This window comes from Labrenzia sp. 5N (assembly GCF_012395805.1).
GTDB classification, from domain to species: Bacteria; Pseudomonadota; Alphaproteobacteria; order Rhizobiales; family Stappiaceae; genus Roseibium; species Roseibium algicola.
The window spans coordinates 890,177-916,362 of the sequence record NZ_JAAZTM010000004.1; the positions used below are offsets into that span (position 1 = coordinate 890,177).

The following is a 26,186-nucleotide window of genomic DNA, read 5'->3' on the forward strand; positions in this document are numbered from 1 at the left end:
CATGGAACCAAGTATCTCCATCAATAACCTTTCCCTGAGTTTCGGAAGCCTGGATGTTCTGAAGGATCTCAACCTCGATGTCGGCCAGGGTGAATTTCTCGTGCTGCTCGGCTCTTCGGGTTGCGGAAAATCAACCCTTTTGAACTGCATTGCCGGGCTGCTGGACGTGACCGGCGGGCAGATCTTCATCGGCGGGCGCAACGTGACCTGGGCCGAGCCTTCCCAGCGTGGCATCGGCATGGTGTTCCAGTCCTATGCGCTCTACCCGCAGATGACCGTTGCCGGGAATCTGAGCTTCGGCCTGAAGAACGCGGGCCTGCCCAAGGCGGAAATCCAGGAGCGGGTGAACCGGGCTGCAAAGGTCCTGCAGATCGAACCGCTGCTCAACCGCAAGCCGGCCGCCCTTTCCGGTGGTCAGCGCCAGCGTGCCGCCATCGGCCGGGCTCTGGTGCGCGATGCCGACGTTTTCCTGTTCGACGAACCGCTGTCGAACCTGGACGCCAAGCTGCGAGCGGACCTGCGGGTCGAGATCAAGCAGCTGCACCAGAAGCTGTCCAACACCATGATCTATGTCACCCACGACCAGATCGAGGCCATGACGCTGGCCGACCGGATTGCCATCATGCGTGGTGGCCAGATCCTGCAGCTGGCCTCGCCCAACGAGATCTACAACCGGCCGGCCAACAAGTATGTGGCCGAGTTCATCGGTTCGCCGACCATGAATTTCTTTGAAGGAGAGCTGGAAGAAACCGGCGGAAACTACCGGTTCGCGTCGGGCGGAAAGACCTTCTCGCTTGACGGATACACCTTCCAGAACGGCCCTCCTGCAGCAGGCGCAGCCTGGTTCGGCATCCGTCCGGAACACATGGTCAGCGGCGCGGAAGCAGACACCGCGCTCGTGCGGTTGGACGGGCAGGTGGAACTGGTGGAGCCGCTCGGTTCGGACACGCTTGTCCGCTTTACCACCGGCGACCAGACGCTGTGGGTGCGCATGGACGGGCAGGCGAACATCCGGCACGGCGACGCAATCACGGTCGGGTTCGATCCCGCCCGCGCCAATCTTTTCGACAAAACCTCGGAATCCCGGCTGTAGGCCGGTCCTTAACCACTTCAGGACAATCAAGATGGATATTTCTTTCCAGCTCTATTCAGCCCGCGAATTCACCCCATGGGACGGCGTTCTCAAGCGGCTTGCGGACCTCGGCTATACCCAGGTCGAGGGGTTCGGCGGAAACTACGAGAACCCGGCAGCCTTTCGCGACATGCTCGACGCCCAGGGCCTCAAGATGCCGTCGGGCCATTTCTTTCCGATGGAGCAGTTCGAAGATGACCTCGCCAAGGTGATCAGCACTGCCCAGACCCTTGGCATGGAGCGGATCTTCGTTCCCGCCGTGCCGCCCGAGCAACGCATTCCGGATGCGGCCATGTGGCAGTCCATAGCCGAGCGGCTGGAAGCCATCGGTCAAAAGATCCGCGATGCCGGCCTGCGGTTCGGTTGGCATAACCACGATTTCGAATTCAATGCCTGCGCCGATGGTCGCCTGCCGATGGACATACTGATGGAGGCCGCCCCTTCCATCGAATGGGAAGCCGATATTGCCTGGATCGTGCGCGGCAATCAGGATCCGCTCGACTGGATCGAGAAATACGCCAGCCGCATCACCACGGCCCACGTGAAGGACATCGCGCCAGAGGGCGAATGTGCCGACGAGGACGGCTGGGCGGACGTCGGCCAGGGCACCATGGACTGGAAGGGCATCATGTCGGCGCTTCGCGGCGTCGGGGTCGATCTCTTCGTCATGGAACACGACAAGCCTTCCGACTTCGACCGTTTCGCCACCCGCTCCGTTGCGGCCTTCCGCACCTACTGAGGTAACCCCATGAGCAAGACACTTGGCATCGGCATCCTCGGATGCGGAAACATTTCGGCCGCCTACATGCGCCTCTCTCCGCTCTTCAAGGGCATCGAGGTGCGCGCCTGCGCCGACATCAATGAAGCTGCCGCAAAAGCACGTGCCGAGGAATTCGGCCTGAGAGCCGAAACCGTCGACGGCCTGCTGGCGGCAAGCGATATCGACATCATCGTCAACCTGACGGTTCCGGCCGTTCACTACGAAGTCTCCAGACGCGTGCTGGAAGCCGGCAAGCATGTCTATTCGGAAAAGCCGTTCGTGCTCAGCCTGGAAGAGGGCGAATCCCTTGCCGCGATTGCGAAGGAAAAAGGCCTCAGGGTCGGGTCGGCCCCCGACACCTTCCTGGGCGGAGCACACCAGCTTGCCCGGCACCTGATCGATAGTGACGCCATCGGCAAGGTGACGTCAGGCACCTGTTTCGTACAGAGCCCGGGCATGGAAATGTGGCACCCGAACCCGGACTTCTTCTTCCAGGCGGGTGGTGGCCCGATCCTCGATCTCGGGCCTTACTACGTTTCCAACCTGGTGCAGCTACTTGGACCGGTGAAGCGGGTCTGCGCAATGAGTTCCGCCGGATCTGAATATCGCACCATCACCTCCGAGCCGCGCAACGGCGAAAAGATCAAGGTGGAAACACCGACGACCATCCACGCGGTGATGCAGTTCCAGTCCGGCGCCCAGATCACCTATTGCGCCAGCTGGGACGTGTGGCAGCACGGCCATTCCAACATGGAGCTTTACGGCCGTTCCGGCACGCTGCATGTGCCGGATCCGAATTTCTTCGGTGGTGAAGTGCGCATGACGGACAAGGGCAGTTTCGTGACCCTGTCGGAAGCCTGGAACCATCCGTTCTCCAAATCAAACGACCGTGGCCACGCCAATTACCGCACGGCGGGCCTGGCCGATATGGCCCTCGCCATCCTGGAAAATCGGCCGCACCGTTGCTCTTTGGAATTTGCTCTGCATGTTGTCGATGTGATGACGTCGATTCTCGCTTCTGGCGAGAGTGGGACTTTCATTGACATCAAAACCACCTGCGAGCGCCCGGAAGCCCTGGACCCGCAGGCGGCAAAAGGCCTTTTAATATAACGGGATACCCTATGACCTGGACAGCAGCGGAAACGCGCTACGACACCATGGAATACCGCCGATGCGGGAAATCCGGCCTGAAACTGCCGGTGATCTCGCTTGGCCTTTGGCACAATTTCGGCGACGATACGCCGCTCGACAAGAAAAGGGAGATTGCCCGGACCGCCTTCGATCTCGGCATCACCCATTTCGATCTTGCCAACAATTACGGCCCCAAGCCGGGTTCGGCGGAAACCGCCTTCGGTGAACTGCTGCGGACGGATTTTGCGCCTTACCGGGACGAGATGATCATTTCGTCCAAGGCCGGTTATGAGATGTGGCCCGGGCCTTATGGCGAGTGGGGCAGCCGCAAATACCTGATCGCGTCCTGCGACCAGTCCTTGAAGCGGATGGGCCTCGACTATGTCGATATCTTCTATTCGCACCGCTTCGACCCGGACACACCGCTGGAAGAGACCATGATGGCCCTCGACCACATCGTGCGGTCCGGACGGGCGCTTTATGTCGGTATCTCGTCCTATAATTCCAAACGAACACGGGAAGCCGCCGCCATCCTGAAGGAGCTGGGCACACCGTGCCTGATCCATCAGCCGAGCTATTCCATGATCAACCGCTGGGTCGAGGAAGACGGCCTTCTGGATACGCTCGATGACCTTGGCATCGGTTCCATTGCCTTCTCGCCGCTGGCCCAGGGCATGCTGACCAGCAAATATCTGAAGGGCATTCCGGAAGACAGCCGGGCGAATCAGGGCAAATCGCTGAAGACCCAGTTCCTGAGCGAAGACAACCTCGCCACCATCCGGGCTCTCAACGACATTGCCGAAAAGCGCGGCCAGACGCTGGCGCAGATGGCCCTTGCCTGGGTACTGCGCAAAGGACGGGTCACAACGGCCCTGATCGGTGCGAGCCGGGGCAGCCAGGTAAAGGACTGCGTCGGAGCTGTCGCCAATCTCCAGTTTTCCGACGAGGAGCTGAAGCTGATCGAGGAAACCACCCGCGAGGCGGATATCAACCTGTGGGCGGCCTCGGCTGAACGGAAAGGACCCAGCCGGAAATGATCCGAAATCCCATCCTGCCGGGGTTCAACCCGGATCCCTCGATCTGCCGTGCGGGCGATGACTATTTCATCGCCACATCGACCTTCGAATGGTATCCGGGCGTCCAGATTCACCGGTCGAAAGACCTGGTCAACTGGGATCTGGCCTGCCGGCCCCTGGACCGGGCAAGCCAGCTCGACATGCGCGGCAATCCGGACAGCGGCGGCATCTGGGCACCGTGTCTTTCCTACGCGGACGGACGGTTCTGGCTGGTCTATACGGACGTCAAACGGCTGGATGGGAATTTCAAGGACGCACATAACTACATCGTCACGGCCCCTTCCATCGAGGGGCCGTGGAGTGACCCGATCTACGTCAGCTCACACGGGTTCGATCCGTCGCTGTTTCATGACGACGATGGCCGCAAATGGTTCCTGGTCCTGCAATGGAACCACATTTCAAATTCCGTCGGCGGGCATCCGCGCCATCCGGCGTTCGACGGTATCCTGCTGCAGGAATGGTCGGAAACGGAAGGCCTGAAAGGCGAGATCCGCAAGATCTTTTCCGGAAGCCCGCACGGTCTGACGGAAGGTCCACATCTTCACAAGCGCGGCGGCTGGTACTACCTGACAGTTGCCGAAGGCGGCACCGGCTACGGGCACGCCGTTACCATGGCCCGGTCACGGTCCATCGACGGGCCGTACGAGCTTCACCCGCAAACCCACCTCATCACCGCCAAGGACGATCCGGACGCGCCGCTGCAACGGGCTGGTCACGGCCAGATTGTCGAGACGCCGGATGACGACGTCTACCACACCCATCTGTGTTCCCGGCCCCTGCCCGGACGGTTCTCGCCTCTGGGACGGGAGACCGCGATCCAGAAATGCGTCTGGCGGGAGGACGGCTGGCTTTACCTGGAAGACGGCGGCATGGTTCCGAAGGTTGAGGTGCCGGGTCTGACGGCGACAGAACCTCGCCCCCCTCAACGGGTGGACCGCACCTTCATTGGCGAAATCCTGCCGCCAGAGTTCCAGTGGCTGCGCACGCCTTATCCGGAGCGGCTGTTCACGCTGACGGGAACGGCCCTGCGCCTAATCGGGCGGGAAAGCATCGGCAGCTGGTACGAGCAGTCACTGGTTGCCCGGCGCCAGGAGCACCTCGGCTACCGCGTGGAAACCACGCTTACCGACTTTGCGCCAACGACCTACCAGCAGGCGGCCGGACTGACGACCTATTACAACCGGCACAAATTCCATTTTCTGGGCGTGAGCTGGACGGAACAGCTTGGCCGCTGCCTGACGCTGCATTCCTGCCCCGGCGACTGGCCGGATGGACGCATGTCGTTTCCGGCAGACCCGGTCGCGCTTGGCGGCGGACCGGTCGAGCTTGCCGTTGAGGTTGATGGTGCCCGCCAGCAATTCTTCTGGCGCCAGCAAGGCCGCGACTGGACGCCCTTCGGCCCGGATCTCGATGCCAGCGTGATCTCGGATGAAGGCGGGCGCGGTGAGCACGGCTCCTTTACCGGCGCTTTTGTCGGTATGCTGGCCTTCGACATAACCGGACAAGGCAAGACCGCCGATTTCAGCAGGTTTTCATACGCACCAGAGGGAACGTGAGTTCACACCCTAAGGAGATATACATGGCTGGACTGATCAAGGGGCCCGCAATTTTCCTGGCCCAGTTTGCCGGAGACGACGCTCCGTTCAATTCACTTCCCGCAATCGCCAAATGGGCTGCGGATCTCGGTTACAAGGGCATTCAGATCCCGACTTTCGACAGTCGCCTGTTCGACCTCGACAAGGCCGCCGAAAGCGAAACCTATTGCGACGAGGTCAAAGGCATCTGCGCGGACGCCGGCGTCGAGATTACAGAGCTTTCGACCCATCTGCAGGGCCAGCTCGTGGCGGTTCACCCGGCCTATGACCTGGCCTTTGACGGCTTTGCACCATCCCAAGTGCACGGCAATCCGAAAGCCCGGCAGGCCTGGGCGGTCGACCAGATGAAAAAGGCGGCGATCGCCAGCAAGCGGCTTGGCCTCACTGCTTCCGTCAGCTTCACCGGTTCACTGGCGTTCCCCTATCTCTACCCCTGGCCGCAACGGCCTGCGGGGCTGATCGAGGAAGCGTTCAAGGAATTGGCGGCACGCTGGAAACCGATCCTCGATGTCTATGACGAAAACGGTGTTGATGTCGGCTATGAAATCCATCCCGGCGAGGACGTCTTCGACGGCGCCACCTTCGAGATGTTCCTGGAGGCGCTCGGCGGCCACACGCGCTGCCAGATCAACTACGATCCGTCGCACTTCCTGCTGCAGCAGCTCGACTATCTGGCGTTCATCGATATCTACCACGAGCGCATCTGCGCCTATCACGTGAAGGATGCCGAGTTCAATCCGGACGGCCGCCAGGGCGTCTATTCCGGCTATCAGGGCTGGGTCAACCGCGCGGGCCGGTTCCGGTCCCTGGGGGATGGCCAGGTGGATTTTTCCGGCATCTTCTCCAAGCTCGCCCAGCATGGCTATGACAGCTGGGCCGTTCTGGAATGGGAATGCTGCCTGAAGTCACCCGAACAGGGCGCCGCGGAAGGCGCGCCCTTCATCGAGCACCACATCATCGAAGTCACCGACAAGGCCTTCGACGACTTCGCCGGCGGCGAGACCGACCAGGAGCAGATCCGCAAGATGCTGGGGCTGAGTTAGGGGCAGACTGACCGCGCATCCTCATTCCGGCAAGGTAACCAGTCCTGGCCGGCTCTGCTTTGCCGGTATTTCGGTTGTCAGCCCGGAGGACCGAAGGAAGACCGTAGGCCTACTCGTTGCCAGAGATTCGGTTTGGTGCTGAGGCGTCTGCGAAACCCCCACGGCGTTAACAAGCGGCGCTGAGAGTGGACCCCGGATCTGCGCTGCGCTTGTCCGGGGTGACAATCTTCAATGCGGCACCTCTTCCTCCCCTCATCCTGAGGAGCCGCTCTGGCGGCGTCTCGAAGGATGGGCTGCTTGCTCGGGATATGCCGCCCATGCTTCGAGACGGACCTGACGGTCCTCCTCAGCATGAGGGTTGCTTTTCGGTTATGTGCGAGAGATGCGGCTTCACAGCAGCAGGTGCGAAACCGAGGGTGCGTAGAGCGCATCGACGGCGGCCGCCGTCGCACCGAGGGCGACAGCTGTTGCACCGGACGTACCGATCCGGATCCTGTCTTCTTCAAGCGAACCGTCGAGACGGCGGGGAAGCGGGGAGGCACTGTCGAGCAGCGCCTGGAGGAAGTCCGGACAAATGATGCCGCCCAGGATCAGCGCTTCCGGGTCGAGCATCATCTCGATCATGTTGATCATCTGGCGCATGAGCGGCGCGACATCGGCTATCCAGCCGAGGACTGCCGGATCTCCTTCGGCGAACAAGGCTTCGATCCGCCCAACGGAGCCTGGCTCGGTCGGCTCCAGGCCAAGCCTTTCGCACAGCGCGTTGAGTGACAGATACCGTTCCAGACAGCCGGTGTTGCCGCAGGAACAGGCCGGGCCTGTCGGGTCGATCACAACGTGCCCGATTTCGCCGGCGTTTTTCGTTGCGCCCGGATAGAGTGCGCCGTTCAGGACAAAGCCGGCGCCAAGCCCCATGCCGAACTGGATGAAGGCAAAGCTGTTGAAGCTGCGGCCGATCCCGTAAACATGCTCGCCCAGCGCGGCGGCCGACGCATCGTTCTGAAGAACCACCGGCAAGCCGATCGCCGACTGAAGCTGCGCGAGATTTTCCGGCGAGCCAAAATCCGAAAATGTGGTGGCATCGGTGCCGCTGGAGGTCTGCGATCCGGTTTCGAAAGGGCCGGGAGCGGCAAGACCGACGCCGAACAGACACTTGGCCATACCGGGATGCGCAGCACGGAACTCTTCTGCCATCGACAGGATCCGGCTGTTGGCTGCCTCGGGCGTGGCAGCGGCCATGGGAGCGGCCGATTGCCAGACGATGCTGCCCAGAAGATCGCAGGCAATCGCCGTCACTGACAGACGATCGACATGAAACCCGAGACTGTAGGCATGATCGGGTTTGAGCTGCACCGTCATGCCAGGATGGCCGCGGCCCCTGGCCTTCTGGGCGTGCATCTCGACAATGCCGCGGCTTTCCAGCTCACCGACGATATTCTGCACCGTCTGGCGGGAAAGCGACGTGATTTCAGATATTTCCGTGCGACCGATCGGACCGCGCGTGCGGATGACTTCCAGCACCACGCGGTGATTATGCGTCTTGGCGCGGGTCAGGTTTGTGCCGCTGGTCCGGAAGGATGCGGGGATCGGAGCACTGTCGTTCATGGCGCCAATAGACCAGAAATTATTTTTTCTATCAATTTGACAAAATAAAAAAACCGAACATAGGATGCTTTGCCTACACAAAAACCGGAGGGCGAGATGAACACGTTTGGAAAGATGATTTTGGGGTCCGCCTTCGCGACCCTGGCCATGACCACGACGGCATTGGCCGACACCACACTGAATGCACTTTTCATGAGCCAGGCGGCTTACAGCGAAGACGACATCAAGTCGATGACCGCCAAGTTCGAGGAAGCAAATCCCGGCGTCACGGTTGCACTCGAATTCGTTCCCTATGAAGCCCTGCACGACAAGATCATTGCAGCGGCAGGTGCGGGCGATGACGGGTATGACGTTGTCCTGTTCGACGTGATCTGGCCGGCCGAATTCGCAACGCGCGGCTTCCTGCAGGATGTCACCGACCGCATTCCGGCCGACTATACCGACAAGGTTTTCGACGGCGCCTGGACGACCGTCGAATATGACGGCAAGCGCTATGGCATGCCCTGGATCCTCGATACGAAATACCTCTTCTACAATGCCGACATGCTGGCAGAGGCTGGCATTTCCGCACCGCCCAAGACCTGGGCCGAACTGGCGGAACAGGCCAAGCAGATCAAGGACAAGGGCATTGTCGAATATCCGCTGGTCTGGAGTTGGTCCCAGTCCGAAGCGATGATCTGCGACTTCACCACGCTGACGGCGGCCAATGACGGCGCGTTCTTCGATGAAGGCCAGCCGGCCTTTACCGCAGGCGGTGCCAAGGATGCCGTTTCCTTCATGAAGGCAACGCTGGACGAAGGCCTGAGCAACCCCTCTTCACGCGAATATTTCGAAGAAGACGTCCGCCGGGTGTTCTCCAACGGCGAAGCGGCGTTCGCCCTCAACTGGACCTACATGAATGCCCTCGCCAACGATCCGAAGGAAAGCAAGGTCGCCGGCAAGGTGAAGGTAGCTCCGGCACCAGGCGTCGAAGGCAAGTCAACCGCCTCCAGCGTCAACGGCTCCATGGGTCTCGGCATTCCGGCCAACAGCCCGCATGCGGATGAAGCCTGGGCCTATATCTCCTTCCTGACCCAGAAGGACGTTCAGGACAACTATGCCAAGCTCAGCCTGCCGATCTGGAAGGCGTCCTATTCCGAACCGAAGGTGATCGAAGGCCAGGAAGACCTGATCGCGGCGGCGAAAGAATCCATCGCTGTCATGTATCCGCGTCCGCTGGTGCCGTCCTACACCGAAGTCTCCGACATTCTCCAGAAGAACATCCATCAGGTCCTGCTCGGCCAGGCAAGTGTGGATGAAGCGCTGGAAGCTGCCGCAGACCGCGTCAAGCGCATCCGCTAAGTTTGCGACTGACGGGAGACTGACCATGCTTGGCCGACGCCAGAAACGTGAAAAATGGATCCTTCTGGCGCCGGCCCTGGCTTTGCTTGCGCTGGTCACGCTGATACCGCTTGCCAACACACTGTGGCTGAGCTTCACCGACACGCGCATTTCCGCTCTTCCCGAGCCGGTGCATTTCATCGGCCTGGAAAACTACGTCTACGCGCTTACCGACACGGATTTTCAGGACGCCCTCTTCAGGACGCTTTACTTCACCATCGTCTCGGTGGGTCTGGAAGGAATTCTCGGTGTCGCGGTTGCCGTGCTGCTCAACCAGGAATTCCGTGGCCGGACGCTGCTTCGGGCTCTGATCATCCTGCCCTGGGCGGTGCCGACCATCGTCAACGCCGTTGCCTGGCGCTTGATCTATCACCCTGATTATGGCGCGCTGAACTCCCTGCTGTTCCAGCTGGGCCTCATTTCCGATTACCGCAGCTGGATCGGCGATCCGGCGACCGCCATGAACATGGTCATCCTGGCAGATGTCTGGAAGAACTTTCCGCTGGTTGCCTATGTGGCACTGGCCGCCCTGCAGACAGTGCCCGGTGACCTCAACAAGGCGGCAGCCATCGAAGGCGCCGGGCCCTGGAAACGGTTCCGCTCGATCACCCTGCCCTGGATCGCCGGTCCATTGATGGTCGTCATGGTGCTGCGAACCATCGAGGCCTTCCGCGTCTTCGACATCATCTACGTGATGACCGGTGGAGGCCCCGCGGACAGCACCAAGACCGCGAGCTTTTACGTCTACCAGGAATATTTCAACTACCTCAGAAGCGGCAGCGGGGCCTCCTATGCGGTGCTGGTCGCCGGGATCAGTGCCGTTCTGATCGTGTTCTATTATTCCGCGACCAAGCGGCAGACGGCGGGAGGCGCGGCATGAAACGCTCGCTCGTTCAATCCATCCTGCTTTATGGCTGCGCCCTGTTGCTGGCAGCCTTCACAACAGGTCCGCTGCTCTGGCTTGCCGTCATGAGCATCAGCGCGCCGACCGACCTGACCGAGGTGCCGCTGCGCTGGATCCCCTCCGAACTTGACTTCAGCCGCTACACGAGCCTGCTCAGCCTTGAAGGCGGCAACGGCGAGCGATTTCTGAGCGCACTCCGGAATTCCCTCCTGACAGCGGGCGGGGCAACCGTCATCGCGCTTCTGCTGGCCATTCCGGCTGCCTATGCCTTTTCCAGAAGACAGGCGTCGATGGTCCTGTTGTTCGCGTTTCTCGCAACGATCATGATGCCGCCGATCACCTATGTGCTGCCGCTCTATTCGACCTTCAGCAGCTTCGGCATGCTGAACCACACGGTGACGCTGATCATCGTCTATACGGCCATGCTGCTGCCCTTCGCCACCTGGCTGATGAAGGCCAATATCGACGTGCTGCCGGTGGAAGTGGAGCAGGCTGCCTTCATGGAAGGTGCCGGAACCGCCTACACCATCCGGCAGGTGGTGCTGCCGCTGGCCCTTCCGGCCATTGCCGCCACCGCCATGCTGTCCTTCCTGGTGGCCTGGGACGAGTTCTTCTACGCCCTGATCTTCACCAACGATCTCAGCGCGAAGACCCTGCCTGTGGCGATCGCGGATTTCTCCGCCGGACGCGTTACCGACTACGGCGTCATCGCCTCGGTTGGCGTTCTGGCGACATTGCCGCCAGCCATCCTCGCCATCGCCTTCCAGAAATTCATCGTCTCCGGACTGGTCGCCGGATCCGTCAAGGGCTGACCACAGCAGGAGACCGACAAGGAATGAACGCCGCAATGCCGCAAGACCCCATCCTCCAAATCAGCCGCCTGCAGAAGAGATACGGGGACGTGAATGTCCTCAAGGACATCGATATCTCCATGGCGCCCGGCGAGTTTCTTGTCCTGGTCGGACCGTCCGGTTGCGGCAAGTCGACCCTGCTGAGCTGCATTTCCGGACTGACCGACATATCCTCCGGCACCATCCGCATTGCCGGCAAGGACCGCACCAACGACGAACCAGCCGACCGGGATATCGCCATGGTGTTCCAGTCCTATGCCCTGTTCCCCAACATGAGCGTGGAACGCAACATCGGCTTCGGTCTTGAAGTCCGAAAGGTCGAAGAGGCCGAGAAGAAACGGAAGGTGGCCGAGGTCGCGGATCTTCTGAAGATCGAACACCTGCTGCACCGCCGCCCGGCGGAACTTTCCGGCGGACAGCGCCAGCGTGTCGCCATGGGCCGGGCCCTTGTGCGCGAACCGAAGCTGTTCCTGTTCGACGAACCGCTGTCCAATCTCGATGCCAAGCTGCGCGTGACCATGCGCACCGAAATCAAGCGCATCCATCAGACAACGAACGCGTCCATCGTCTACGTCACCCATGACCAGATCGAAGCCATGACGCTGGCCAGCCGGATCGTTGTGATGAAAGACGGCGTGGTCCAGCAGATCGGCACGCCGCAGGAGATCTACAACAAGCCGGTGAATGCCTTTGTCGCGGACTTCATGGGCGCACCGTCCATGAACCTGATGACCGGCACTGCTACACGCGAGGGCGACCATCTCCGGCTGCAGATCCCGACACCGGACGGACCGCCGCTGGAACTGTTCGACTATGGTCCGGGGCCGGAAACGCTGTCCGCCGGCGGTACGGCAGAGCTAACCATCGGCCTTCGCCCGGAGGCGATGACGGATCTTGGCTTGCGGTCCGGTGGCATCGACGGCCGCAGCCTGCAAAGCGCCGACTGCCTTCTGGACGTGGTCGAACCGGCCGGCGCCGATACCTATGCGGTCATTCAACTTGGCGGAACGGAAGCCGTTGCCCGGTTGTCGGCGGATGCGCCGGTCACTGCCGGTCAGCGCGTTCCGATCGCTTTCGACCTTTCCAAGATTTCCTATTTCGACATTGCATCGGGTAATCGCCTATGAGCATTCAACGAGGCCTTGCCGCCGACATCGGCGGCACCAACACCCGGCTGGCGCTGGTCGAAAACGGCCGCGTTCTGGAAAACACCATCGCGCGGTTCCGCAATGCGGATTTCGAAACACCGGAAGCGGCCATCGGCACCTATCTTTCGGAAGCCGGGCGACCGGCCTGTGCGTCTGCCGTCATCGCCATCGCAGCCCCCATTGATGGCCCCGCGATCCGGATGACTAACCATCCCTGGACCTTCAGTGCCGACTGCATCGGCAAGGTTCTGGGCGGAGCGAACATTACCTTCCTGAACGATTTCGAGGCGCTCGCCTATTCGCTGGACAAGGTCCCAACGGAGCGGCTTCAGCCCGTCTATGAACCGAGCCAGAAACTGCGCAGCAACGCCACGCGCCTCGTCGTCGGCGCGGGAACCGGTTTCAATGCTGCCGCGCTGTTTCAGACACCTGCCGGATTTCATGTCGGCACCGGTGAATGCGGCCACTCGACATTGCCGGTCGAAACCGAAGACGAACTTCGGCTCTGGAATTACCTCGCTCTCAACCGTGGACGCGCCTCCGTCGAACGGGCGCTGTCGGGAAGCGGCCTCAAGGAAATTCACGAGTGGTACTGTCTCGAGCAGGGCCTGTCGCCCCGCGACCTGTCACCTGCAGACATTGCGGAGCGCGCCAATTCCGGGTCCGATCCGCTATGCGTTTCCGCTGCCCGGCAATGGGTGACATTTCTCGGCCGGGTGATTGGCGACCTCTCGCTGGTGTTCCTGTCCCTTGGCGGCATCGTGCTGACAGGCGGCGTCACCCGAAGCCTGGCGAGGTTCCTGGCAGAACCGGAATTCATCAACGCCTTTTGCGCGAAAGGCCGCCAGCAAAAGCTGGTTTCCGGCATTCCGGTTCATCTGCTTGATGACGATTTCGCAGCTCTGGCGGGGTGTGCGTCGCGGATGTAAAAGGAGTTTTGCCTCGCTAATTCGGCGGATTGGAACCTTCGAAGCGCAAATCCTACGATTCCGCCTATGCAAAGTGCAGACAATCGCTATCAAACTCTGCCCGTCGATGAGGCAGACATCATTGCACAGGAGAGGTTTCGATTACTCTCATTGATTAAAAATCTCGCGCTACGATCCTGCAATTATCATTAGAAAAAAGCCGAATAAACTAATGTAGCCAATCCAGCCATATTTTTTAAAAACTCTATTGTTGAATGCTTCCTCAAACTCAATTGGCGGATTGTTTTCTTTAATTATGCGGTGACCAAAGCCTTTGTAGCCTGCTGTTACCCATTTATTTTCTTTTGCTTTCCATTTTCCTAGCAACACCTCTTGTGAATATTGGGCCCCCACAAGAAATATCATCCCCGCCACCCACAACAGCATTCCTATTTTTCCAGTATATTCATTGAATTCAAACACTTTATTCTCCGAATAAACTTTCGAAGTTGTTAGCCGAGAACTCTACATGGAAAGAGTTAAGCTTTACGCCTCAGCTAGTAAAACCAAGGTGTCACGAACTCAGCCCCAGCTCCTCGATCACGGTCTGAACCGCCAGCCGGAAGACCTGTTCCTCGGCTCCCGGCTGGGTGTCCGGACGCGTCATCAGGCCGACCGGGCCCTTTGTCATGTCGGTGTCGAACGGCAGGCGGACCAGGTGGCCGTCGGCGGTTTCGTTCTGCACCACGCCGGATGAAATGATCCAGACCGCGTCGGTCCGGCGGGTATAGACCCTGCCGAAAGCACCCGAGACCGTTTCGATCTTGTTCGGGATCTCGCCGACGCCGTTGGCGATCATGAAGCGCTCGACCAGCGGCCGGATCGCCGCACCTTCCGGCGGATAGAGAACGGGCCATTCGACAATACGCTTGATATCCGGCCTTTCCAGAAGCGGGTGCCCGACCCGGACGATCACATCGACCCGCTCCGAATAGAGCTGGGTGAAGGAAACGCCTTCCATGGACACCGGCCTGCCGAGCCGGCCGATCACCAGGTCGAGTTCACCCATCTTCAGCCGTTCGATCAGGTAGCCGTGCGGGCCGTCCATTATCTGGACCATGACATGAGGTGCCAGTTCGGAAAACTCCTTGATGACCGGGGGCATGAAGCTGGCCGCGACACTCGGCAGAACGCCCACCTTCAAGGTCGCACGGGCGTGTTCGCCTTCCTTCTCAACCCCGTCCAGGCCTTGCTGCAGGCTCGCCAGCGAGATCTGCGCGAAATGCAGAAACACCTTGCCCTGTTTGGTCAGCGCGATGCCGGCCCGGTTTCGCGTCATCAGGCTGGCGCCGATGATGTCTTCCAGTTCCTTGAGCGTTTTGGAGATCGCCGGCTGGGTGAGATTCAACTTGTCGGCAGCCAGTTTCAGGCTGCGTTCCTGCGCAATCTCCACGAAGCACTGGATGTGCCGGAACTTGATGCGTCGGTCGATCATTTAATTTCTCATTTTGGAAAGAAAGAAGCCGAATATCTCATTTTACTTCCCAATTTTGATCATTCAATATCAATTCAACAAGGGAGGATCGGATGCGAACTCAGGTTGTCATTGTCGGCGGTGGACCGTCCGGCCTGCTGCTCGGGCAGCTTCTTCATCTGAAGGGCATCGAGACCATCATTCTGGAGCGCAAGACGCGTGAATATGTGCTTGGCCGCATCAGGGCCGGCATTCTGGAAACGGGTCTCGTCAACATGATGCGCGAAGCAGGCGTGGCCGAGCGGATGGACAAGGAATGCTTCGTCCATGACGGCACCTGCATCTCGTACGAAAACGAGATGTTCGACATCAACTTCCAGAAGCTGATCGGCCAGAATGTCGTCGTCTACGGCCAGACGGAAGTCACGCGTGATCTTTATGACGCCCGCGATGCGGTTGGCGGTCAGACGATTTTCGAGGTCGAGGGGGTCGAGATCCGCGATGCGGACACCGACGCGCCCTATGTCACCTTTACCGTGGACGGCAGCGCGCGGCGCATCGATTGCGATTTCGTGGCGGGCTGTGACGGGTTTCACGGCGTCAGCCGCAAGACCATTCCCGACACCGTGCGCAAGGACTACGAGAAGGTGTTTCCCTTCGGCTGGCTGGGCGTTCTGTCCGAGACGCCGCCGGTGCATGAAGAACTCATCTATGCCAATTCGGCACGCGGCTTCGCGCTTTGCTCCATGCGTAACGAAAACCTGTCGCGCTACTACGTCCAGTGTAATGTCAGCGACGACATTTTCGAATGGACCGACGAGAAGTTCTGGGACGAACTGAGACGCCGGCTACCGGAAGCGGTTGCCGACAAGCTGGTGACCGGACCCTCTATCGAGAAATCCATTGCCCCGCTCAGGTCCTTCGTGTGCGAGCCGATGCGCTGGGGCCGTCTGTTCCTGTGCGGCGATGCCGCCCATATCGTGCCGCCAACAGGCGCCAAGGGCCTCAACACCGCTGCCTCCGACGTGCATTACCTCTACGAGGGTCTGGTGCATTACTATCAGGACAAGGACAGCCACGGCATCGATACCTATTCGGAGAAAGCCCTGGCTCGGATCTGGAAAGCGGAGCGTTTCAGCTGGGCGACCACCAACATGCTGCACCGGTTCCCGGATCAGTCGGATTTCGATCTGAAGATGCAGCGGGCGGAAATCGAGTCTCTGCATCACAATGAAACCGCGCAGAAGTGGTTTGCGCAGAACTATGTGGGACTGCCCTACTGATGAAGATCGCGCGACTGGCTTCTGCCGACATTCACTGGCGCGAAGATGGCGACCCCGGCGGCGCGCCTGTCGTCTTCGCCAATTCGCTCGGCACGGAATTGCGGCTCTGGGACAAGGTCATCGACCTTCTGCCGGAAACAGGCCTCCGGCTGATCCGCTTCGACAAGCGCGGCCACGGGCTGTCCTCCTGCCCTGAGAGCCCCTACTCCATGGACGATCTCGCCAGCGACACGCAACAGCTGCTCGATCACCTTCAGATCGGCTCCTGTGTTTTTGTCGGGCTTTCCATCGGCGGCATGATCGGTCAGCTCCTGTCGCACCGGCAGCCGGAACGCATCAAGGGTCTGGTGCTGTCCAACACCGGGGCGAAAATGGGTGAAGCCGCCATGTGGCAAGACCGGATTGCCCGGATCCGTGCAGGCGGTATCGAGAGCCTTGCCGATGCCATTCTGGAGCGCTGGTTTTCGGAAGATTTCCGCCAGACGGCCGAATGCCTGGCCTGGCGCCACATGCTGGTTCGCACCCCGACGGAAGGTTACATCGGCTGTTGCGAGGCAATAGCCGGTGCAGATCTGACGGACAGCACGTCCGGGCTTCGCCTGCCGGTGCTGGGTATCGGCGGCAGCGAGGACCTCGCCAGCCCACCGGCCATGGTGCGCGGCACGGCGGACCTCATCGCCGGCAGCCGCTACGTTGAAATTTCCGGTGCGGGCCATCTGCCCTGCGTCGAAAAGCCGGATGTCTTTGCCGGCCATCTCATGACTTTCCTGAAGGAGGACCTCCATGTCTGAGCGTTTTGAAACCGGCATGAAGGTCAGGCGATCCGTGCTTGGCGATGAACATGTCGACCGGGCAGAAGCCGCCAAGACGCCACTTGACGAACCATTCCAGACCCTGATCACCGAGGGTGCCTGGGGCACGGTTTGGGCGTCGGACGGCATCAGTCCGCGGGAGCGTTCGATGCTGACGCTCGCCCTTCTGGCGGCACTCGGCAATTTCGAGGAGATTGCCATGCATGTCCGGGCAACTGCCCGCACCGGCGCCAGCAAGCAGGACGTGCTCGAGGCGTTTCAGCATGTGGCAGTCTATGCGGGCGTGCCACGTGCCAACCAGGCGCTCAAGATCGCCAAGGAAACTTACGCCGAAATGGAACGCAGCGGCCAGAAGCTGACCGCGACAGGCGGTTAACGGAGGAAAATCGATGTTGAAACCCGGACCTTTCTATCAGCGGGACCGCGAGTGGCATCCGCCGGCACATACTCCGGACTACAAGACCAGCGTGTCGCGCTCGCCGCAATATTCGATGATCAGCCTGGAAAACAACGTCAGCGAGATCACCGGGCCGACCTTCGGCCATAACGATATCGACCCGCTCGACAAGGACCTGATCTACAACTACGCGAAGGCGGGTGAAAGCGCGATCGGCGAGCGGATCATCCTGCATGGCAGGGTGCTGGACGAGAACGCGAAGCCGATCCCGAACACCCTGGTGGAGATCTGGCAGGCCAATGCGGGCGGACGCTACCGGCACAAGAAGGACACCTATCTTGCGCCCATCGACCCAAATTTCGGCGGCTGCGGCCGCACCCTGACCGACGAGAACGGCTACTACTATTTCCGCACGCTCAAACCGGGCGCCTACCCCTGGCGGAACTGGGTGAACAACTGGCGGCCGGCCCATATCCACATGTCTATCTTCGGCACTGCCTTCTGTCAGCGCCTGATCACCCAATGCTACTTCGAGGGCGATCCGCTCATTCCGAAATGCCCGATCGTGAACACCATTCCCGATCCGGCGGCCATCGAGCAACTGGTCGCCAAGCTCGACCTCAATGCCACCATCCCGCTGGACACGATCGCCTACAAGTTCGACATCGTCCTGCGCGGACGCCGCTCGACCCTGTTTGAAAACCGGCCGGAGGGGAACTGATCATGACGCAGCAACTCGACTATCTGAAGGAAACGCCTTCCCAGACGGCCGGACCTTACGTTCATATCGGCCTCGCGCCAGGCGCCGCCGGTTTCGACATCTATCGGCAGGAACTGGGCTGGGATATCGCAGGCCCCAATGCCAAGGGTGAGCGCATTCGTGTGGAAGGTGTCGTCATCGATGGCATGGGCTCGCCGATCAAGGACGTGATGCTGGAAACCTGGCAGGCCAACAGCGAGGGCATTTACGCCCATCCTGAACATGCCGGCGACGTGGAAGACGGGTTTCGCGGCTGGGGCCGTGTCATCACCGATTTCGACACCGGCGAATGGGGGTTCGACACGGTCAAGCCAGGCCCGGTCAAGCTGCCGGACGGCAAGGTTTCCGCGCCCCATATCAGCCTCTGGATCGTCGCACGCGGCATCAATGTCGGGCTTCAGACCCGCCTTTACTTCGAGGACGAGGCTGAGGCCAACGCGGCCGACCCGGTGATCAACCTGATCGAATGGGAAAAGCGCCGCCAGACCCTGATCGCCCGGAAGACCGAGCGCGACGGCAAGACGGTCTATCGTTTCGAGGTCAAGCTGCAAGGCCCGGACGAAACGGTGTTTTTCGATATCTGAGAAGGCACAAACCACTCTTCCTCATCCTGAGGAGCTTGGCCAAGCCAAGCGTCTCGAAGGATGGGCGGCGCACTCAAAGTATGCGGCCCATCCTTCGAGACAGCGCTGAAGCGCTTCCTCAGGATGAGGGAGGCTTATGCAACGATCGCCGCTCCTTGATGGGACAGGCGCAAGCGAAACCGGAGCGGCGTGAAACATGTCCAAGCCCTGCATCATCTGCGTCGCGATTACCGGATCGCTGCCGAAGAAGGAAAACAATCCGGCGGTGCCGATCACCGTTACGGAGCAGGTGGAAAGCACGCAGGCTGCCTTCGAGGCCGGTGCGACCATTGTCCACGCTCATGTGCGCAACAACGATGAGACGCCATCCTCGGATCCGGAGAAATTCGCGCGGCTCAAGGAAGGGCTGGAAAAACACTGCCCGGGCATGATCATCCAGTTTTCGACCGGAGGCCGTTCGGGCGCCGGGAAGGAACGCGGCGGCATGATTGCCCTTCAGCCCGACATGGCGTCGCTGTCCGTCGGCTCCAACAATTTCCCGACCCGGGTCTATGAGAATCCGCCGGATCTGGTCGACTGGCTTGCCAGCGAGATGCGGACCCATCATGTGAAACCGGAGATCGAGGCATTCGACCTGAGCCACATTCATCAGGCGGCTGCCATGAACCGCGACGGGCGTATTCCCGGCAAGCTTTATGTGCAGTTCGTCATGGGCGTGAAGAATGCCATGCCCATCGACCGGGACGTCTTCGACTATTACATCAAGACCGTTGAACGGCTGGTACCGGACGCCGAATGGTGTGCCGCCGGGATCGGCCAACATCAGTTCACCCTCAACGAGTGGTGCATTTCCTCAGGCGGTCATACCCGCACCGGCCTGGAAGACAACATCCGCCTCGACCGGGACACGCTTGCCCCTTCCAATGCGGCGCTTGTAAAACGGGCGGCGGATCTTTGCGAGAAATATGAGCGTCCCGTCGCGACCTGGCAGCAGGCGCGCGAGATCCTGGGTCTGCCGCTGAAGGCGGCTTGACCCGCCTTTCCACTTGGCTCTCAATAAGGGCCCATCCAGAGACCCTGCCGAGCCATGCCTCTTTCGCTATTTTCCAGCCAGATCCATTCCTCCCTCTTTGCTGACGGTGACCTGACCAAGCTTCTCGCTGACGGCAGCGATGTCGCGCATATGATCGCTTTTGAGCGCGCCCTTGCCATCGTACAGGGGCGCCTGGAGATCATTCCGGCGCAGGCCGCGCGGGAGATATCAGAGAAGCTCGCCGACGTTCACATCGAGCCCGCAAACCTGGCGGCCGGTACAAGATCCGCCGGCGTGCCCGTTCCAGCGCTTGTGGCGGAACTGCGCAAGCAGCTCAGCGCCGACGCCGGGGCCTGGCTGCACTGGGGCGCGACCAGTCAGGATGTGATCGACACGGCGCTGGTCCTTCAGGCGAAAGTGGCGCTGGAGATCCTGGGCGCTCGGCTGGAAAAACTGGTCGATACGCTGGAACGGCAGAGCGAGCGCCATGCGGATCAGCTCATGGCGGGGCGTACGCGCAGCCAGGTTTCGACACCGATCACTCTCGGCTACCGGATCGCGCAATGGGCGCATCCGCTGATAGATGCGGAAAATGCCCTGCCCGCGCTCAGGTCCGCCGTGCTGCGCGTCCAGTTTGGCGGCGCCTCAGGCATCAACAGCGCAATCGCTCCAGATGGAACCGCCGTCTCGGCGGCGCTCGCACTGGAACTCGGCCTTGAGGACAGCCCGTCGTGGCACGTCAACCGGACGCCAATTCTGGCGCTTGCGGGCTGGCTGCAGCAGGTCACCTCCGCCCTTGCGAAGATGGCTGGAGACCTGGCGCTTTCCGGGCGCACGGACATTGCGGAAGTTTCCAGCGGGACCGGTGGCGGATCCTCGACCATGCCGCAAAAGGCGAACCCGGTGCAGGCCGAGACCATTCAGGTGCTCAACAGCATTGCGATTGCCGCCCAGGCCGGGCTTGCCGCTGCCGCCAGCCCCCTTGAGGAGCGCGACGGGACAGCGTGGCCGCTGGAATGGCATTTCCTGCCACAAATGCTGCTGGCCGCAGGCGCTGCGCTGGTTCACGTAGAAGAGCTTGCCACCAGCCTGCAGGCGCATGAGGCCAACCTCGCCGCTACACTGGCCTCAAACCCGGAAATCATGGCCGAAACCGCCAGCTTTGTTCTCGCCCGGAACGGCGTTTCCCGCGCTGAGGCAAAGGATCTTGTCGCGGCAGCTGCAAAGGACCCGGCCCCCTTTGCCGAAGCCCTAGCAAGGATTTCGCCGGTCAGCCTTGACTGGCAGAAGGAACTGGACCCGCAACAGGTCGTCGCACCGGCAAGGGAAATGTCGGCGCGGATCTTTCAGACCCGCCGCAGAGACTGAACAGGGTCGGGTCCTACCCGGCCACATCCGCGTTGCTGATCACGAAATCCACGAAATGGCGGATCTTTGGGTCCTGAAGACGCCTGTGCGGATAGAGGCAGCCGAAGATGGTGGGGGGAGGCGGCGTGTCCTTCAGGATCTCCACCAGACGGCCGCTTTCCAGATGCTGGGCTACGTCGAACCTCGGCTTGTTGACGATGCCGTATCCTGACAAGGCCCAGTCGGTGAGAACGTCGCCATGGTCGGCATCCATCTTGCCGGAAACCTGAAGCTTGCGCGGCCCGGCCGGTGTCTGCAGAACCCAATAATATTCCGGCGAGCGCGGGTAGCGCAGCAGCAGGCAATTATGCTCGTCGCTCAGCAGATCATCCGGGGTTCGGGGCGTACCGTGCTTTTCCAGATACTCCGGAGCCGCGCAGAGCACCCGGGGGCAATCGGATATCTTGCGGAGCTTCAGATTGGAATCCTGCGGGGTGCCGATGAAAAAGGCGACGTCCAGCCCGTCGGACAGGATGTCGACCTTGCGGTCCGACAGGCGCATATGCACTTCCGTTGCCGGGAATTTTTCAACGAAACGCGGCACCAGCGGGGCGATGATGCGCCGGCCGGCACCAAGCGGTGCCGTGACCCGGATGACCCCGCGCGGCGTATCGGAAAAGCTGGCGACCGCGGCTTCCGCGTCTTCGATGGATTCCAGCGCCTTCACCGCATAATCGTAGAACACCTTGCCGACCTCGGTCGGCGTGAGGGACCTTGTGGTGCGGTTGAAGAGCCGCACGCCGAGATGCTTTTCCAGCTCCTTTATGCGCTTGCTGGCAACCGCCGGTGTCAGGCGCAAGTCGCGTCCGCCGGATGTGATGCTGCCCAGTTCGACCACGCGGGTGAAGACGCGCAGGGATTCCAGATAGGACATGGCCTCTTGCCTCGGATTTGAATTCTCGTGCGATTACAGGGCGCTCGTTCTCATGATCGACTTTGGTCGCATTTCCCGAGCCACAGTATCGCACGGCCATTTTCAATGATCTGTTGAAAGAATTTCCGGAATCACCGGATTTTTTGCAAGTGTCCTGAAGCGTACCGTCCTCGGCTGAGAGAAGACTTTGCCCGAGGACGCGATGACCCACCGCACAGAAATCCGGTTTCTGCTGAACGGCGCCGACGTGATTGTCACGGATGCGCCTGCCGACAAGACCCTACTCGACTACCTGCGCCTGGAGCGCCGGCTGACGGGCTCCAAGGAAGGCTGTGCGGAAGGCGACTGCGGGGCCTGCACGGTGTTGGTCGGCCGGCTGGCCGGCGGCGTTCTGAAATATGAGACCGTCAATGCCTGCATCCGGTTTCTCGCGTCGCTTGATGGATGCCACGTGGTCACCATCGAGCATCTGCGGGGAGAAAACGGCGGTCTGCATCCGATCCAGCAGGCGATGGTCGATTTCCACGGCAGCCAGTGCGGCTTCTGCACCCCGGGCTTCGTCATGTCGCTCTACGCGCTGTGGATGGGCAATCCGGAACCGACAGAAACGGAAGTCGAAAGCGCGATCCAGGGCAATCTCTGCCGCTGCACCGGCTACCAGCCCATCATTGCCGCCGCCATGGCCGCCAACCGCTACGGCTCGCCGGCACAGGATTTCCTGGAAAGCGAACGGGCAACCATCACCGAACGGCTGACAGCGCTTTCCGACGGCCGCCGTGTCGTCACCGGCCCTGACGACAACCAGGCGATCCTTCCGGCGGATGTCGCCGACTTCGCAGCCGTTCTGGAAGACTTTCCGCAGGCGACCATCGTTGCGGGTTCCACCGATGTCGGTCTCTGGGTCACCAAGTTCATTCGCCCCATCGACCCGGCCGTCTTCATCAGCCACCTTCAAGAGCTGAAATCGGTCACCTTGAGCGACACAGTGCTGGAGATCGGTGCAGGCGTCACCTACTCGGAAGCGCAGGAGACCATCTGCGAGATTTTTCCGCATCTGAAAAGCTACTGGGACCGGATCGCCGGCCAACAGGTGCGCAACATGGGCACCATCGGCGGCAACATCGCCAATGGATCGCCCATCGGCGACACGCCGCCGGTTCTCATCGCGCTCGGAGCGCAAATCGTTCTGCGCAAGGGAACCACGCAGCGCAGCCTGCCACTGGAGCAGTTCTTCATCGAATACGGCAAACAGGACCGGGCGCCCTCCGAATTCGTCGAGAGCATCCTGATCCCGCGGCCTCGTCCCGGCCAGTTTCACGCTGCCTACAAGATTTCCAAGCGCCGGGACGAGGATATCTCGTCTGTGGCCGCCGGTTTCTGCGTGACCGTTTCCGAAGGCCGCATCACCGATTGCCGCCTGGCATTCGGCGGCATGGCCGGCACGCCGAAGCGGGCCGCCAAGGCAGAAGCCGCGCTGCGCGGCCAGCCTTGGGGGGAAGCTGCGTTCGTGGCTGCCGGCAAGGCGCTGGAAGCCGATTTCACACCGCTTTCCGACTGGCGCGCCTCGGCCGAGTACCGGGCGACTGCCGCGCGCAACCTGCTGCAGCGCTTCTTCCTGACCCATGACGAAACGACCTCGGAAGCGGTCGATCTGCTGTCTGCTTGAGTTTTGAGGCGAACCACATGAAACACGACATCATCACGGACGCCAAGAAGTCGATCAGCGGCGCTGTCCATACCGACCGCCGCCACGACAGCGCGGAAAAACACGTCACCGGCCGGGCAGAATATTGCGACGACATTGCCGAACCGCAGGGCACCCTTCATGCCTATCTCGGCACGTCCACGGTTGCCCACGGCCTGATCAAGTCAATGGATCTGGAGGCGGTTCTGGCAGCTCCCGGTGTCATCGGAGTGCTGACTGCGGCGGACGTTCCGGGCTGCAACGACATCAGCCCCACGGGCCAGAACGACGAACCGGTGTTTCCGGTCGACAAGACGGAATTCCATGGTCAGCCGCTGTTTGCCGTCATCGCAACAAGCCGCGACGCTGCCCGGCGGGCCACCGAACTGGCAAAGATCGACTATGAGGTCCTGCCGCATGCGCTTGATCCCGTCAGTGCGATGGATGCCGGCTATCCGCATGTCACCGCACCGCTGAAGCTGGAACGCGGCGACATCGCCCCCGCCTTCGACAGCGCGAAGAACCGCATCCAGGGCCGGATGACGATCGGCGGCCAGGACCACATGTACCTGGAAGGCCAGATCGCCTTTGCCATTCCGGGGGAGGACGACGACGTTGCTGTCCACTGCTCGACCCAGCACCCGAGCGAGGCACAGCACATGGTTGCCCATGTGCTCGGCGTGCCGTCGAACGCGGTCACGGTCAACGTCCGCCGCATGGGTGGTGGCTTCGGCGGCAAGGAAAGCCAGATGAACCTCTTCTGCGCGGTGGCTGCCATCGCCGCGAAGAAGTGGAACTGCCCGGTAAAAATCCGCCCGGACCGCGACCAGGACATGACCGCCACCGGCAAGCGGCACGACTTCGTGGTCGACTACGACGTTGCCTTCGACGACAGCGGCCGGATCGAGGCTGTCGACGGCACCTTCGCGGCACGTTGCGGTTATTCCTCCGACCTTTCCGGGCCGGTGACCGACCGCGCGCTGTTCCACGCGGACAATGCCTATTTCTATCCGAATGTCCGGCTCACCAGCCGGCCGATGAAAACCAACACGGTCTCGAACACCGCTTTCCGAGGGTTCGGCGGGCCGCAGGGCGTGGTTGCCGCCGAACGCATGATCGAAGAGATCGCCTATGCGCTCGGCAAGGACCCGCTGGAGATCCGCAAGGCCAATTTCTATGGCGACCGCAACGACGGCCGTCTCCTCACCCCCTATCACCAGGAGGTCGAGGACAACATCTTGCCGCGCTTGATCGGAGAACTTGAAAGCTCCTCTGACTACCAGGCCCGCCGTGAGGCGATCCTGCAGCACAATGCCCGTTCCTCCATATTAAAACGGGGTATTGCGCTGACACCGGTCAAGTTCGGCATTTCTTTTACAGCCACCTGGTACAATCAGGCCGGCGCGCTGATCCACATCTACAATGACGGATCGATCCACCTGAACCATGGCGGCACCGAAATGGGCCAGGGCTTGAACACCAAGGTGGCCCAGGTCGTGGCAGATGCCTTCCAGGTGGATTTCGAGCGCATCAAGATCACCAAGACGACGACCGAAAAGGTGCCGAACACATCGGCGACCGCCGCCTCATCGGGCTCCGACCTCAACGGCATGGCCGCCTTGAACGCGGCCGAACAGCTGAAGGAACGGTTGGTCGCCTTCGCCGCCGAGCGCTGGAACACCGAACCGGAAACCATCCGCTTCCATAACAACATGGTCGAGATCGGGTCCGAACTGGTGTCCTTCAATGATCTTGTCCGCCAGGCCTACATGGCCCGTGTGCACCTGTCGGCCGCCGGCTTCTACAAGACCCCGAAGATCCACTGGGACCGCGCCGCCGGAAAGGGCCGTCCGTTCTACTATTTCGCCTATGGCGCATCCTGCTCGGAAGTTTCCGTCGACACGCTCACCGGTGAATACCGGGTGGAGCGGACCGATATCCTGCATGACGTCGGCAAGTCGCTGAACCCGATCCTCGACAAGGGGCAGGTGGAAGGTGCCTTCATTCAGGGCATGGGCTGGCTGACGACGGAAGAACTGTGGTGGGACCAGGCCGGACGCCTCAGGACCCACGCGCCGTCGACCTACAAGATCCCGCTCGCTTCCGACCGGCCACGCCAGTTCACCGTGAAGCTTGCCGAATGGTCGGAAAACAAGGAACGCACCATCAAGCGCTCCAAGGCCGTGGGCGAACCGCCCTTCATGCTGGGGGTTTCCGTCTTCGAGGCGCTTTCCATGGCCGTTGCCAGTGTCGCCGATTACCGCGAATGCCCGCGCCTTGATGCCCCGGCAACGCCGGAGCGGGTGCTGATGGCCATCGAGCGGCTGAAAACCCGGGAGTAAATC

The 26,186-nt window shown here is 61.0% G+C and carries 24 protein-coding genes; 20 read left to right on the forward strand and 4 right to left on the reverse strand.

Annotated features, from left to right (window positions below):
• Position 1: 1 nt before the first annotated feature.
• From HEP89_RS07120 to HEP89_RS07145, 6 genes are read left to right on the forward strand one after another with little or no spacing between them, the layout of a single operon-like run.
• Positions 2–1,093, forward strand: coding sequence for an ABC transporter ATP-binding protein (locus HEP89_RS07120; protein ID WP_168691631.1), 1,092 nt, complete (start codon positions 2–4; stop codon positions 1,091–1,093).
• A 31-nt stretch (positions 1,094–1,124) separates the two neighbouring features.
• The gene (locus HEP89_RS07125) at positions 1,125–1,871 is read left to right on the forward strand and encodes a sugar phosphate isomerase/epimerase (RefSeq protein WP_075283403.1); all 747 of its coding nucleotides are present in this window, start codon (positions 1,125–1,127) and stop codon (positions 1,869–1,871) included.
• A 9-nt stretch (positions 1,872–1,880) separates the two neighbouring features.
• Complete coding sequence (locus HEP89_RS07130) at positions 1,881–3,002, forward strand: Gfo/Idh/MocA family oxidoreductase (protein ID WP_075283404.1); 1,122 nt, start codon at positions 1,881–1,883, stop codon at positions 3,000–3,002.
• 11 nt (positions 3,003–3,013) lie between these two features.
• On the forward strand, positions 3,014–4,060 hold the full coding sequence (gene mgrA / locus HEP89_RS07135) for an L-glyceraldehyde 3-phosphate reductase (protein ID WP_022999286.1): 1,047 nt from the start codon (positions 3,014–3,016) through the stop codon (positions 4,058–4,060).
• Positions 4,057–5,655 carry a glycoside hydrolase family 43 protein gene (locus HEP89_RS07140; protein WP_168691632.1) on the forward strand — a complete coding sequence of 533 codons (1,599 nt, stop codon included), beginning with the start codon at positions 4,057–4,059 and terminating at the stop codon, positions 5,653–5,655. The genes mgrA and HEP89_RS07140 overlap by 4 nt, the downstream gene beginning before the upstream one ends.
• A gap of 23 nt (positions 5,656–5,678) precedes the next feature.
• Positions 5,679–6,737: a sugar phosphate isomerase/epimerase gene (locus HEP89_RS07145; RefSeq protein ID WP_152504958.1), complete on the forward strand. Its 1,059-nt coding sequence runs from the start codon at positions 5,679–5,681 to the stop codon at positions 6,735–6,737.
• A gap of 390 nt (positions 6,738–7,127) precedes the next feature.
• Here HEP89_RS07145 and HEP89_RS07150 read toward each other — a convergent pair whose 3' ends face one another.
• Positions 7,128–8,342: an ROK family transcriptional regulator gene (locus HEP89_RS07150; RefSeq protein WP_077291250.1), complete on the reverse strand. Its 1,215-nt coding sequence runs from the start codon at positions 8,340–8,342 to the stop codon at positions 7,128–7,130.
• Between the two features lie 114 nt (positions 8,343–8,456).
• Here HEP89_RS07150 and HEP89_RS07155 point away from each other — a divergent pair, with 114 nt between their 5' ends.
• Genes HEP89_RS07155 through HEP89_RS07175 form a run of 5 tightly spaced genes read left to right on the forward strand, consistent with a single transcriptional unit; the run spans position 8,457 to position 13,554 of the window.
• The gene (locus HEP89_RS07155; RefSeq protein WP_228148121.1) at positions 8,457–9,683 is read left to right on the forward strand and encodes an extracellular solute-binding protein; all 1,227 of its coding nucleotides are present in this window, start codon (positions 8,457–8,459) and stop codon (positions 9,681–9,683) included.
• A gap of 25 nt (positions 9,684–9,708) precedes the next feature.
• A complete protein-coding gene (locus HEP89_RS07160; protein WP_197923160.1) occupies positions 9,709–10,602 on the forward strand; it encodes a sugar ABC transporter permease in 894 nt (297 codons plus the stop codon).
• Entirely contained in the window at positions 10,599–11,438 is an 840-nt protein-coding gene (locus HEP89_RS07165; RefSeq protein WP_055656877.1) for a carbohydrate ABC transporter permease, read from the forward strand. The genes HEP89_RS07160 and HEP89_RS07165 overlap by 4 nt, the downstream gene beginning before the upstream one ends.
• A gap of 23 nt (positions 11,439–11,461) precedes the next feature.
• Complete coding sequence (gene ugpC / locus HEP89_RS07170; RefSeq protein ID WP_082809877.1) at positions 11,462–12,604, forward strand: sn-glycerol-3-phosphate ABC transporter ATP-binding protein UgpC; 1,143 nt, start codon at positions 11,462–11,464, stop codon at positions 12,602–12,604.
• A complete protein-coding gene (locus HEP89_RS07175; protein ID WP_168691633.1) occupies positions 12,601–13,554 on the forward strand; it encodes an ROK family protein in 954 nt (317 codons plus the stop codon). Before ugpC ends, HEP89_RS07175 begins: the two co-directional genes overlap by 4 nt.
• Positions 13,555–13,722: 168 nt before the next feature.
• Here the strand turns inward: HEP89_RS07175 and HEP89_RS07180 are convergent, their stop codons facing one another.
• Positions 13,723–14,016 carry a hypothetical protein gene (locus tag HEP89_RS07180; RefSeq protein WP_152504961.1) on the reverse strand — a complete coding sequence of 98 codons (294 nt, stop codon included), beginning with the start codon at positions 14,014–14,016 and terminating at the stop codon, positions 13,723–13,725.
• Positions 14,017–14,107: 91 nt separating this feature from the next.
• Positions 14,108–15,028, reverse strand: coding sequence for a pca operon transcription factor PcaQ (gene pcaQ, locus HEP89_RS07185; protein WP_055656875.1), 921 nt, complete (start codon positions 15,026–15,028; stop codon positions 14,108–14,110).
• A 92-nt stretch (positions 15,029–15,120) separates the two neighbouring features.
• On the opposite strand from pcaQ, the gene pobA reads away from it, so the two are divergent.
• The 7 genes from pobA (at position 15,121) to HEP89_RS07220 (ending at position 21,244) form a co-directional block, all read left to right on the forward strand.
• A complete protein-coding gene (gene pobA / locus HEP89_RS07190) occupies positions 15,121–16,290 on the forward strand; it encodes a 4-hydroxybenzoate 3-monooxygenase (RefSeq protein ID WP_022999296.1) in 1,170 nt (389 codons plus the stop codon).
• Complete coding sequence (gene pcaD / locus HEP89_RS07195; protein ID WP_168691634.1) at positions 16,290–17,081, forward strand: 3-oxoadipate enol-lactonase; 792 nt, start codon at positions 16,290–16,292, stop codon at positions 17,079–17,081. The genes pobA and pcaD overlap by 1 nt, the downstream gene beginning before the upstream one ends.
• Positions 17,074–17,478 carry a 4-carboxymuconolactone decarboxylase gene (gene pcaC, locus HEP89_RS07200; protein WP_168691635.1) on the forward strand — a complete coding sequence of 135 codons (405 nt, stop codon included), beginning with the start codon at positions 17,074–17,076 and terminating at the stop codon, positions 17,476–17,478. Before pcaD ends, pcaC begins: the two co-directional genes overlap by 8 nt.
• 13 nt (positions 17,479–17,491) lie before the next feature.
• Complete coding sequence (pcaH, locus tag HEP89_RS07205; protein ID WP_168691636.1) at positions 17,492–18,220, forward strand: protocatechuate 3,4-dioxygenase subunit beta; 729 nt, start codon at positions 17,492–17,494, stop codon at positions 18,218–18,220.
• 2 nt (positions 18,221–18,222) lie between these two features.
• The gene (gene pcaG / locus HEP89_RS07210; protein WP_022999300.1) at positions 18,223–18,843 is read left to right on the forward strand and encodes a protocatechuate 3,4-dioxygenase subunit alpha; all 621 of its coding nucleotides are present in this window, start codon (positions 18,223–18,225) and stop codon (positions 18,841–18,843) included.
• A gap of 196 nt (positions 18,844–19,039) precedes the next feature.
• Positions 19,040–19,876 carry a 3-keto-5-aminohexanoate cleavage protein gene (locus HEP89_RS07215; protein ID WP_077291257.1) on the forward strand — a complete coding sequence of 279 codons (837 nt, stop codon included), beginning with the start codon at positions 19,040–19,042 and terminating at the stop codon, positions 19,874–19,876.
• A gap of 54 nt (positions 19,877–19,930) precedes the next feature.
• Complete coding sequence (locus HEP89_RS07220) at positions 19,931–21,244, forward strand: lyase family protein (protein WP_168691637.1); 1,314 nt, start codon at positions 19,931–19,933, stop codon at positions 21,242–21,244.
• A gap of 13 nt (positions 21,245–21,257) precedes the next feature.
• Here HEP89_RS07220 and HEP89_RS07225 read toward each other — a convergent pair whose 3' ends face one another.
• The gene (locus HEP89_RS07225) at positions 21,258–22,157 is read right to left on the reverse strand and encodes a LysR family transcriptional regulator (RefSeq protein WP_022999303.1); all 900 of its coding nucleotides are present in this window, start codon (positions 22,155–22,157) and stop codon (positions 21,258–21,260) included.
• 202 nt (positions 22,158–22,359) lie between these two features.
• Between HEP89_RS07225 and xdhA the strand changes: the two genes are divergently transcribed.
• On the forward strand, positions 22,360–23,823 hold the full coding sequence (xdhA, locus tag HEP89_RS07230) for a xanthine dehydrogenase small subunit (RefSeq protein WP_168691638.1): 1,464 nt from the start codon (positions 22,360–22,362) through the stop codon (positions 23,821–23,823).
• A 17-nt stretch (positions 23,824–23,840) separates the two neighbouring features.
• Entirely contained in the window at positions 23,841–26,183 is a 2,343-nt protein-coding gene (gene xdhB / locus HEP89_RS07235) for a xanthine dehydrogenase molybdopterin binding subunit (RefSeq protein WP_062491165.1), read from the forward strand.
• Positions 26,184–26,186 lie beyond the last annotated feature (3 nt).